Origin of the sequence: Marinobacter alkalisoli (genome assembly GCF_045449855.1) — a bacterium.
GTDB lineage: Bacteria > Pseudomonadota > Gammaproteobacteria > Pseudomonadales > Oleiphilaceae > Marinobacter.
The window spans coordinates 1-10,276 of sequence record NZ_JBJJLC010000001.1; the positions used below are offsets into that span (position 1 = coordinate 1).

At 58.5% G+C, this 10,276-nt stretch carries 10 protein-coding genes; 6 read left to right on the forward strand and 4 right to left on the reverse strand.

Features of this window, described 5'->3' with window-relative positions; all coding sequences use genetic code 11:
* Positions 1-220 precede the first annotated feature (220 nt).
* A complete protein-coding gene (locus ACJO5Y_RS00005) occupies positions 221-1,297 on the forward strand; it encodes a fatty acid desaturase family protein (RefSeq protein ID WP_406984115.1) in 1,077 nt (358 codons plus the stop codon).
* A gap of 222 nt (positions 1,298-1,519) precedes the next feature.
* Here ACJO5Y_RS00005 and ACJO5Y_RS00010 read toward each other — a convergent pair whose 3' ends face one another.
* Positions 1,520-2,503, reverse strand: coding sequence for a D-2-hydroxyacid dehydrogenase (locus ACJO5Y_RS00010; RefSeq protein ID WP_406984116.1), 984 nt, complete (start codon positions 2,501-2,503; stop codon positions 1,520-1,522).
* A gap of 259 nt (positions 2,504-2,762) precedes the next feature.
* Between ACJO5Y_RS00010 and ACJO5Y_RS00015 the strand changes: the two genes are divergently transcribed.
* From ACJO5Y_RS00015 to ACJO5Y_RS00025, 3 genes are all read left to right on the forward strand, one after another.
* Positions 2,763-3,989 (forward strand): pyridoxal phosphate-dependent aminotransferase, encoded by a 1,227-nt coding sequence (locus tag ACJO5Y_RS00015; RefSeq protein ID WP_406984117.1) that lies wholly within the window; start codon positions 2,763-2,765, stop codon positions 3,987-3,989.
* Positions 3,990-3,996: 7 nt separating this feature from the next.
* Positions 3,997-4,188 carry a CPXCG motif-containing cysteine-rich protein gene (locus ACJO5Y_RS00020; RefSeq protein WP_406984118.1) on the forward strand — a complete coding sequence of 64 codons (192 nt, stop codon included), beginning with the start codon at positions 3,997-3,999 and terminating at the stop codon, positions 4,186-4,188.
* 87 nt (positions 4,189-4,275) lie between these two features.
* Positions 4,276-4,845, forward strand: a complete 570-nt coding sequence (locus ACJO5Y_RS00025) for a YceB family lipoprotein (protein WP_406984119.1) — start codon at positions 4,276-4,278, stop codon at positions 4,843-4,845.
* Positions 4,846-4,918: 73 nt separating this feature from the next.
* On the opposite strand, the gene ACJO5Y_RS00030 is transcribed toward ACJO5Y_RS00025, so the two are convergent.
* Positions 4,919-6,178: an aspartate aminotransferase family protein gene (locus ACJO5Y_RS00030; RefSeq protein ID WP_406984120.1), complete on the reverse strand. Its 1,260-nt coding sequence runs from the start codon at positions 6,176-6,178 to the stop codon at positions 4,919-4,921.
* 77 nt (positions 6,179-6,255) lie between these two features.
* The gene (locus ACJO5Y_RS00035; RefSeq protein WP_406984121.1) at positions 6,256-7,416 is read right to left on the reverse strand and encodes an isocitrate/isopropylmalate dehydrogenase family protein; all 1,161 of its coding nucleotides are present in this window, start codon (positions 7,414-7,416) and stop codon (positions 6,256-6,258) included.
* A 177-nt stretch (positions 7,417-7,593) separates the two neighbouring features.
* Here ACJO5Y_RS00035 and ACJO5Y_RS00040 point away from each other — a divergent pair, with 177 nt between their 5' ends.
* Positions 7,594-7,950 (forward strand): hypothetical protein, encoded by a 357-nt coding sequence (locus ACJO5Y_RS00040; protein ID WP_406984122.1) that lies wholly within the window; start codon positions 7,594-7,596, stop codon positions 7,948-7,950.
* 9 nt (positions 7,951-7,959) lie between these two features.
* Here ACJO5Y_RS00040 and ACJO5Y_RS00045 read toward each other — a convergent pair whose 3' ends face one another.
* Complete coding sequence (locus ACJO5Y_RS00045) at positions 7,960-8,853, reverse strand: LysR family transcriptional regulator (protein ID WP_406984123.1); 894 nt, start codon at positions 8,851-8,853, stop codon at positions 7,960-7,962.
* Positions 8,854-8,974: 121 nt separating this feature from the next.
* On the opposite strand from ACJO5Y_RS00045, the gene ACJO5Y_RS00050 reads away from it, so the two are divergent.
* Positions 8,975-10,186: an acyl-CoA dehydrogenase family protein gene (locus tag ACJO5Y_RS00050; RefSeq protein WP_406984125.1), complete on the forward strand. Its 1,212-nt coding sequence runs from the start codon at positions 8,975-8,977 to the stop codon at positions 10,184-10,186.
* Positions 10,187-10,276 lie beyond the last annotated feature (90 nt).

The window sequence follows — 10,276 nt, forward strand, 5'->3', positions numbered from 1 at the left end:
AGGGCTCACCCGCCCAGCACCTCCGATTCCGGTGAGAGCTTCTCTTCCCACAAAGTACGCGTGTACGCAAATGTTTTGGTAATCACCAAATATTCATCTAACTGCCATTGTCATTAGTGCTTTCTTTCTGTAAGTTCGGCTCACACATGTACGCTCAAATTTATAGAGGCGTGCTGGACGATTGTGTTTTCAGAATGAAAGGTGACGAATGAACGCTGCTGTGAAACCCGATTCAATGGGCAATGCCGTGTTTGGAAAACCCGATGAGCGCGAGCTTCGGGACAGGATGAAGAAGGAACTGCCGGCGGATACGTTCCAGGCGCAGACCTGGCGGGTGATCTGGTTTCTGCCATTGCAGCTGATCATCTGGGGCGGGATTGCTACGATTCTGCTGGCGGGTTTGCCGTGGTATGCGAATCTGGGCCTTGGGCTGGCGGTCGGGCATACCATTGGTGCTCAGGCGCTGCTGGCCCATGAGGTATTGCACGGGGCGCTGGGCATGAGCAAGCGCTGGCAGAATTTCTTTGGTTGGCTGGGGTTCGGGCCGATGATTGTTCCGCCGGAGTTCTGGCGCAAGTGGCACAATGTGGTGCACCACGGTAATACCAACACCGGTGATTCGGACCCGGACAGTTTTGGTACTTTGCGCCGTTACAAGACCGATCCCAAGCAGAAGAAGTTCACCAAGCTGGCGCCGGGTTCAGGTACCTGGTACAGCTATCTGTTCCTGACTTATTCGTTCACCTTTCACGCACAGCTGGTGCTTTGGTTCCAGGCGAAGCGTCGTAAGCAGTTTCAGGGCTTCGATCGTAGCAAGGCGATTCGCCAGACCTTTTACTGCATGGCGCCGTGGGCTGTACTTGCGGTGATCTCCGGTCCTCTGGCGCTGTTTACGGTGGTGGTACCGTTCATGATGGCTAACGCCCTGGGGCAGGGGTATATCCTCACCAATCACTTCCTGCGCCCGCAGACGGCCACCAATAATCCGCTGGATAACTCCATGAGCCTGCGCAGCCATCCGGTGCTGGATCGGTTGCACTTCCGGTTCAGCCATCATGTGGAGCACCATTTCTTTCCGAAAATGGGGCACAACATGGCGCCGCGGGTGCGGAAGTGGCTGGAGGAGAATCACGGGGAGCGGTATATGGCGATGCCCCATGGCACGGCGCTGAAGCTGCTTTACACCACTCCGAGGGTTTATAAGTCGTCTACGGAGTTGGTGGATCCGAATAATCCGGAGCGGGTGTTTGATTTGTTGCCGTTGCAGAGGCAGTTTGCAGCCAGTAATAGTCGTTAAATGATTTAGTTTTGTCGGATTACGCCTGCGGCTAATCCGACCTACGTTTTTACGTTTACGCCGTGAACTGAACTGCGTCATATACTCGGAGGAGCGGGCGACCGGGACGTGTTCCAAAACCGTGCGGAGCCATGGATGGCGGAGCCGAGCGTACAGGGAAGTATTCACAGCGTGTTTTGGAACACGTCCCTGTCGCCCGCTCCGGACTCCGATAATCCCGCGCTACTTGCTCCCAGCGTACCCAAGCTCCTTGTTCACCAGATTAAACAGCTCCTCGCCACCATGCCAGCGATCAAAGTTTTCCAGGAACTGGTCGGTGAGGGCGCGTTTCCAGCCGATGAAATCGCCGGCCATGTGGGCGGTCATGATGACGTTTTCCATGTCCCACAGGGGGTGATCCTCCTGCAGCGGCTCCTCCTCGAACACATCCAGGCCGGCGCCGGCGATCTCACCGTTCTTTAAGGCGTCGACCAGATCATTGGTTTTGACGATGGGCCCGCGGCCGATGTTGATCAGTCTGGCGTGAGGGCGCATGGCCTTGAAGGCTTTGCTGTCGAACAGGCCTTCGGTCTGGGGCGTTAACGGTGCGGCAATCACCACATAATCCGCCAGGGCCAGTTGTTCGAACAGGTCGTCGTTGCTGTGCACGGCGACAAAGTCGGGATCCTCATGGCGCGCCTTGCGGGCAATGCCGTGGGGTTTCATGCCGATGGCGCTGACCAGGCGAGCGATCTGGCGACCGATGGACCCGGCGCCCACCACCAGGACATGATTACCTTGTGCCCGTTCGGTATCCCGATGCTGCCACTTGTGGTCTATCTGCAGGCGGATGGAGCGGGGAAAGTCCTTGGCGAACATCAGAATGGTGCAGAGCACGTATTCAGCGATGGTGCGGTCGAAAATGCCGCGGGCGTTGGTAACCGTTACGTCGCCTTTGGTCAGGGCGGGGAACATCAGGGCGTCCACGCCGGCGCTGGTGGCGTGAATCCACTGCAGTTTATCCGCCGCAGGCCAGGCCGCTTTCAGGGCGTCGGTGCGAAAGTCCGTCACCATCATCACATCGGTGCCGGGGAGGGTGTCTCTCAGGGTAGGTTCGTCACAGGCAAACCGTACGGTGGCCCTGGCCCGGAGGGCATCCATTCCGGGCGGTTCCTGCTCGTCCGGGGCAGTCAGAACGGTTACGACCGGTTTGCTGTGTTTTGTCATCTGTCCTCCACTCACCTGAATACGCTGTTTGAGGGCGCTGGGAACGCTTGGCAAGGCGTTATGATCCAGTCTTGTACAGTCTGGTTCGCCGGTGGCGGACGGTCAACCTGAGTTGCCGAAACAGGGGCGCTCAGTAACCGGCAAATGACAGTTGATCCAGGCCCTGAATCTTTCTGTTGTCAGGCCTTGTTCCTCCCTTGTTTACTGACTAACCTGCATGAGTACCTTATTCTTTGCCTTGTTTGAAGGAGGTGTTCTTATGGTCGAAGCCGCCAACAACGAAACTGGCCAGGCCAAGCCACGGAAAGTGAAGTATCGCAAGAGCAAGGCCAGTTGGAATCCCGCCATGCAGGCCATTCCGGTTCCCGGTATTCGTCGCATGGTGAATATGGCGGCCACCATGAAGGATGTGATTCACCTGTCCATCGGCCAGCCGGATCTGCCAACGCCCAAGCACATTATCGATGCCTACATCGATGCGCTGAATGCCGGGCAAACCGGCTACACCATGGATGCGGGGTTACCGGAACTGCTGGTGGCACTGCGGGACTATTACGGCAAGCGTTACAATCGGCGGCTGACGCGGGACAACATCCTGATTACCAGCGGCGCCACCGAAGCGATGTACCTGGCTATCTCCGCCACGTCGGCACCAGGGCGGCAGTTTATTGTGACTGATCCGTCGTTCCTGCTGTATGCCCCGCTGATCCGCATGAACGGCGGCGAGGTCAAGTTTGTTCCCACCCGTGCGGAGAACAATCATCAGCTGGATCCGGACGAGGTCATCCGCGCTATGGGCGCGCGCACCTTCGCTCTTATCCTCAATAACCCGAACAACCCCACCGGAGCGGTCTATCCCCGCAGCACGGTGGAGACCATTCTGGAAGAGTGTGCCTACCGCGGGATTCAGGTGTATGCGGATGAGGTCTACGACCACCTGATTTTCGACGACGATGACTTCGCCAGCGTGCTGAACTGTTCGATGGACCTGGACAACATCATGTGCATCAGCAGCTTTTCCAAGACCTACAGCATGGCGGGGCTGCGCGTGGGTTGGGTTATTTCGAGCCAGGCGGCGATCAAGTCGCTTCGCCGTTACCACATGTTCACCACCTCGGTGGCCAATACGCCGTCCCAGTTTGCCGGGGTCGCAGCGTTGACCGGTGACCAGCAGTGCGTCAAGGATATGGTGGACATATACCGTGAACGCCGCGACAAGGTGGTTGAGCTGATCGACCAGACCCCGCATATGACCGGTTACAAGCCAGGCGGTGCATTCTTTGCCTTCCCGGATCTGCCGCCCCATGTGGATGGTTCTGATCTGGCCCTGCGCATGCTGAAAGAGACCGGCGTGTGCATGGTGCCCGGCGATGCCTTCGGCGAGCACTGCACCAATGCGGTCAGGATCAGTTTCTCGACCACCTGTGAGAAGCTGGAAGAAGCGTTTGACCGGGTAATACCGTGGATGGCGAAGCAACAGTTCTGAGGTGGAGATGGCAGCCCTGGACTCGGTTCTCACTCAATGCCCGTACTGTTGGGAGACGCTGGAAATCAGCATCGATCCCTCGGTTCAGGAGCAGGAGTATGTTGAGGACTGCCAGGTATGCTGCCAGCCTATCCTGCTGAAAGTCACGGTAGACGATGACCTGACGCCCCATGTTGAGGTTCACGCAGAGAACGAGTGAGCCTCTCTAACGAAGTCTTAACCTACTCTGCGGTCGAGATGGCTTAGGCTAGCCCCTTCTGTTCGTGATCATTCCGGAGAAGATTCCATGGTTTTCAAGCGTTCATCCGTCCTGCCGGCTATTCTCGCCCTGGCAGTCAGCCTGATCAGCGGTTGCGCCAGCCTGTCGCCTTATTCGATCTCGGAAGCGACACTGGAGCGTCACTTTCAGGATGCTGTCACCACCTTTGACCGGGAACAGCTGAAAAGCGGCTCGCCATTAAGCCTGAGCCTGAGTGATGCCGATATCACCCTGGGGCCCGATGGCCGGGATGTGGCTGTTATCGATCTCAAGGGCCAGGTGGCACTCAATGCCCTGATGGCCAAACTGCCGGTGGACCTGGCGCTGAAAGTGGAAGGCGCGCCGGTTTATGATGCCGAGGAAAGGGCGGTTTATCTCCGCCGCCTGCAATTGCTGGAGAGCAGTATTGATTCACCGCTGTTCAAGGGTGATCTCAAGCCAGTGACCGACAGCGTGATGCGGGTCGTGGCACAGATGCTGGAGACCATGCCGGTCTATCGCCTGGACGACACGGATGTTGCTCAGCGCATGTTCGGAATGGTCCCGATGGATGTCCGGGTGGCCCCCGGTCGGCTTGAGTTTGTGATGTCAGAATAAACGCGGAAGAACAAAAAAGGGGCCGGAATCAGCGGCCCCTTTTTTGTTACGTTCTCTGCGTTATCGGAGAGAATCAGGCGGTTGCTTTCAGGGCTTCCTCGAAGATGCTCACCGCCTCATCAATCTGTTGTTCATTGACGATCAGTGGCGGCAGCCAGCGCACGATTTCCTGGTAGGGGCCGCAGCGCAGCATCAGCAAGCCGCGCTGCTCGCATTCCTTGAGGATCTTGCCGGCGCGCTCGCCATCCGGACAGCCGTCCCGCCGCATTTCCACGCCGACCATCAGCCCCTTGCCGCGAACATCGGCCATGTCCGGATAATCGTTTTTCAGGCTGTGAAGACTGTCCGACAGGCGTTTGCCCATCCTTTCCGCATTTTCAACCAGTCCTTCTTCGCGGATGACGTCGATGGTGGCAATAGCTGCGGCGGCGGCAACCGCGTTGCCACCGTAGGTGCCACCCTGAGAGCCGGGCCAGCCCTTGGCCATGGTCTCTTCCGATGCCGCCAGGGCAGAAATAGGGAAGCCGCTGGCCAGGCCCTTGGCGATCATGATGGCATCTGGCGTCACGCCAAAGTGTTGGTGGGCCCAGAACTTGCCGCTGCGGCCGAAGCCGGCCTGGACTTCATCGAACACCAGCATAATGCCGTGCTTGTCACAACGTTCCCGCAGGCCCTCCAGGAAGCGGGCGTTGGCGGGCACATAGCCTCCTTCGCCCTGAATCGGTTCAATCAACATGGCCGCGGTTTCTTTTGGCGCGGAGTAGGTCACAAAGATACGGTCCAGTTCGCGCAGGCAGAAGTCGGTGGTGTCTTCCAGGTTCCAGCCATAATGGTGGGCGTGGGGGAAGGGCGCCACGACAACGCCGCCCATCATCGGGCTCACCCCGGCGCGCAGCCCCACGCTGGATGTGGTCAGGGACAGGGAGCCCATGGTGCGCCCATGGAAGCCACCATGGAAGACAATGATGTTCGGTCGCCCCGTGGCCTGGCGTACCAGGCGGATGGCGCCTTCGGCCACCTCGGTACCGGCGTTGGAGAAAAAGAACGCATTCAGCGGGTCCGGGGTGAGTTCGCCCAGTTTTTCCGACAGTTCCAGGAGCCGGGGATTCATCACCGTGGTCGCCTGGGCGTGAATCATGGTCGCCACCTGTTTCTGTGCAGCTTCCACCACTTTCGGGTGGCAATGACCAGTACTGGTGACACCAATGCCGGAGGTGAAATCCAGATACCTTCGGCCATCCGGATCGATGATATAGGCGCCTTCGCCCTTGGCTGCGGTGATGCCAGTCGCCTGTTTCAGCAGTGGTGATAACTTGCCTTTATGGTCGGTCACGGTGAGCCTCCCGAAGTGAATTGAGTCCCTTTTGCAGCCTAGTCCTAAAAAGCCGCTTTTCAAATGCATGAGAAGGATTAGTTGCCCGGATCCAGGCGCTGGCAGATCGCGCTGCCGATTTCATTGGTGCCCCGTCGGGTTCCGGCGTTCTCCGCGAGATCCGACGCCACGGCATCAAACAGCTTCTGGCCGGCAGCGGCCAGTGCCGGGTCCTTGCGCCCCAGCCACTCCAGCATGCGTGCAGTGGTAAACAGCATGGCTGTGGGATCCGCCAGGCCCTGGCCGGCAATGTCCGGGGCACTGCCGTGAGTGGGTTCGAACATAGAGGGCATATCCGCATCCGTGGGGTTCAGGTTGCAGGATGGGGCAACCCCCATACCTCCTGACAGAACGGCGGCCAGGTCCGTCAGGATGTCGCCCTGCAGATTACTGGCAACCACCACATCAAACGCCCAGGGACACTGCACGAACTTCATGCAGGCGGCATCCACCAGTTCGTGGTGAGTGGCCACATCCGGGTATTCCTTGCTGATGTCCTCAAAGGCTTCGGAGTACATGTCACCCCAGTAGCGCAGGGCATTGCGCTTGGTGACAATGCAGACCTGGCTTTCGCAGGTGCGGCCGTCCAGGGTTTTGAAGTGGCGTGTGCGCCCCTCTTTGATCCGTTCGCTGGCTCGCAGGCGGGCCTGCTCAAAGCCGTAGCGAATGATCCGGTCAGTGGCGTGGCGGGTGAACACCTCCATCTGGGTGGCGACTTCATCGGGTGTGCCCTTACGCAGACGGCCACCCTGGCTGACGTATTCGCCTTCGCTGTTTTCCCGGATGACCAGCATGTCGATGTCTTTGGCACGCTCATCGGCCAGGTATTGGCGGGCTCCGGGCAACAGCCGTGCAGGCCGTTCGCAAACCCACTGGTCAAACCCCTTGCGCATATCCAGCAGTGGCGCCAGGGAAATGCTGTCCGGCAACAGGTAACGCTGTGGGTCATCCACCGGGCCAGGGTCGCCCAGGGCGCCAAGCAGGATGGCATCAAAGGCTTTGAGTTGGTTCAGCGCATCTTCCGGCATGGATTCGCCATGTTCTTCATGCCAGGCGTGGGAGGGCCAGGGAAAGCGGGTCCATTCCAGGTCCAGGTTATGCCTGGAGCGCAGTGTCTCCAGGCAACGCACAGCCTCGGCGACAACTTCAGGGCCAATGCCGTCGCCCGGGGTGACTGCGATGCGGGTTTTCTGGGCCATTCCGGAAACTCCTGTTGGTCTTGGAAGCGTAGTGAACTATCCCTGTCAGTGTAGTCGCGACGGTGATGGATGCCACCGCTTAACATGAACGTTGTTTTACGGGAGAAAGGGCGGGCGCTATAGTGAGTGGGATCTTCCGCTATCCGGGGATAGCGCGTCCAATTCAGAGGTTACATCTTGTTATATCGCATTATTACGCTCGTTGGCGGACTGGTCTTTGTCATTATCCTGTTCGCCCTGATCTGGTTTTTCTGTAAGCAGTTTCTGTTGCGTCACGGAGTGGAGGAGCAGGCTTCCGACCGGGCAACGGTGCTGGCCACCTGGACCTTCGCCGGTATCAGTGTCGGGTTGGTGTTTGCCGTCGTGGGGGCGTTTATTCTTGGTCCCTGGGCGTTTTACCGCACCTTGCGGGGCCATGACGTGCCGGTTTCCGATGGTGCGGCTATCTGGTGGGGCTTTGGGATCGTGGTCCTGTCGATGGGGATCACCGCCGCCGGGTTTCTCGGCTTCCTTGCCCTGGTTGGTGCCTATTGACCGGCGCTTTCATGCAATGTGCCTGAGTTGTTCGCGGAACCAGATTAATGCGGGTTCCCGTTCATAAGCCTTGTGCCAGTAAAGGTGTACATCCAGATCGGGCAGGTCCGCAGGCGGCGTGAGGATGTGTATATCCGCGCGCTCCGCGATGATCCGCGCATAGGTTTCCGGCATGGTCAGCAGCAGATCTGTTCTCTCGACCACCCGGCAGGCAGCGTAGTAGTGCTGACAGCGCAGCCGTATCTGCCGTTGCACGCCCAGGCGTGACAGCTCGAAATCCTCAATTCCCGGGCCCTCGGTGCGTGACGACACCAACACGTGCTGGGCGGCAATATACCTGTCCATTGTCAGCTCACCTTCAGCCAGCGGATGCCCCGCTCTTGCCAGTACCACCAGGCGGTCCCGCCGCAACAGTTCATGGGCGGTCTGATTGCTCACCGGCAACAGCACGTCCACCGCAAAATCCAGCTTTCCCGCGGCCAGCTGGGTTTCCATGTCCCGCCGGGGAATGCGCTGGCTGACAATTTCCAGTTCCGGATAATGATCGAGTCTTTGCATCAGCTGTGGCAGAAAGGTCGATTCCAGAATATCCCGCAACGCCAGGGAATAGGTCTTACGCTGCGTCGCAGGGTCAAAGGCGTGGAACTGGTTGACCGCCCCCTGGATCTGGGTCAGTCCGGGGCGCATGGATTCCAGGAACCGCCGGGCCAGGGGGGTGGGAATCATCTGGTTGCCCTGACGGGTAAACAGCGGATCGTCAAAATGCTCCCGCAACCGGGACAGGGAATGGCTGACCGCCGGCTGGGTCAGGTGCAGCGCCTTGGCCGCGCGGGTCAGGCTACCTTCCCGATAGATGGTGTCGAAGACGTGCAGAAGGTTAAGGTCCAGTCGGTTCAGAGCCATGATTGATTGCCAATTCGGTGAATAAGTATGGCTAATGATAAATGATAAGAAAAATTCAGTCGCGTAATAGTTGGTAGGGTTCTAGACTGGCTTCAATCAGTCAAGAGGCGAGGAACCAGCTATGGACTTTACCATCTCCGCAAAAGGCCAGGATTATCTCGAACGCGTCAAAGCGTTCATGAAGGATGAGATTTTTCCGATTGAAGAACAGTACCACCGGGAGCTGGCCTCCCTGGATAACCGCTGGGTCGTGCTGCCCATCATCAAGGAACTGAAGGAAAAGGCCAAAGCCCAGGGCCTGTGGAACATGTTCTTCCCCGATGAAAAGCACGGTTGCGGCCTGCTTAACTCCGACTACGCCCTGATTGCCGAAGAAACCGGCCGCAGTTTCATTGCTCCGGAAATCTTCAACTGCAACGCGCCAGACACCGGCAACATGGAAGTGCTGATCCATTACGGCTCCGAAGAGCAGAAAGCCGAGTGGCTGCCACGGCTGCAAAGCGGCGAAATCCGTTCTGCTTTCTGTATGACGGAACCGGCGGTTGCCTCCTCCGACGCCACCAATATGGAAGCCACCGCCATCGTTGAAGGCGATGAAGTGGTCCTCAACGGCCGTAAATGGTGGAGTACTGGCATCGGCCATCCGGATTGCAAGGTGGCCATCTTCATGGGCCTGACCGACCCGGATGCCCACAAACATCGCCGCCACTCGATGGTGCTGGTGCCGCTGGATACCCCGGGCGTGAAGATTGAGCGCATGCTGCCGGTGTTTGGCGAATACGACGAGCCCTACGGCCATGGTGTCGTCTCTTTCGAGAATGTCCGTTTGCCAAAGAGTGCCTTTATTGCAGGCCCTGGACGCGGTTTCGAGATTGCCCAGGGCCGCCTGGGGCCGGGCCGGGTTCATCACTGTATGCGGGCCATCGGTGCCGCTGAGCGCACGTTGGAGTTGCTGATCAAGCGTGCGACCAGCCGTGAAGCGTTCGGGCGGCCGATCGCGAAACTTGGCGGCAACCCGGACATTATCGCCAACGCGCGCATGTCGATTGAGCAGGCCCGTTTGTTGACTCTCAAGTGTGCCTGGGCGCTGGATACCAAGGGTATCTCTGGGGCTTTGCAGGAAGTGTCTATGATCAAGGCATTGATTCCGTCCATGCTGCAGACCATCGTGGATCAGGCGATTCAGATTCACGGTGGTGCGGGTGTCAGCGACGATGATTTCCCACTGACGCAATTGTTCGCCTATGCTCGAGTATTGCGGTTGGCCGATGGCCCGGACGAGGTTCATCGGGCTACGGTGGCTCGTCTGGAGCTTCGCAAGTACAAGTCCTGACTTTGGTGCCTGGTTCGGTGAGGCCTCTAGAGTTGGTGCATGGAGCAGGTGGGATGGGGGTTCTGAAACACGCTCCTTCGGCACATCCAT

What these genes read in the sequence shown, in the direction of transcription:
- ACJO5Y_RS00010 (WP_406984116.1), bottom strand. Translation starts at nt 2,503, where the DNA reads ATGACAAAACACAGCAAACCGGTCGTAACCGTTCTGACTGCCCCGGAC.
- ACJO5Y_RS00015 (WP_406984117.1), top strand. Translation starts at nt 2,763, where the DNA reads ATGGTCGAAGCCGCCAACAACGAAACTGGCCAGGCCAAGCCACGGAAA.
- ACJO5Y_RS00020 (WP_406984118.1), top strand. Translation starts at nt 3,997, where the DNA reads ATGGCAGCCCTGGACTCGGTTCTCACTCAATGCCCGTACTGTTGGGAG.
- ACJO5Y_RS00025 (WP_406984119.1), top strand. Translation starts at nt 4,276, where the DNA reads ATGGTTTTCAAGCGTTCATCCGTCCTGCCGGCTATTCTCGCCCTGGCA.
- ACJO5Y_RS00035 (WP_406984121.1), bottom strand. Translation starts at nt 7,416, where the DNA reads ATGGCCCAGAAAACCCGCATCGCAGTCACCCCGGGCGACGGCATTGGC.
- ACJO5Y_RS00045 (WP_406984123.1), bottom strand. Translation starts at nt 8,853, where the DNA reads ATGGCTCTGAACCGACTGGACCTTAACCTTCTGCACGTCTTCGACACC.
- ACJO5Y_RS00050 (WP_406984125.1), top strand. Translation starts at nt 8,975, where the DNA reads ATGGACTTTACCATCTCCGCAAAAGGCCAGGATTATCTCGAACGCGTC.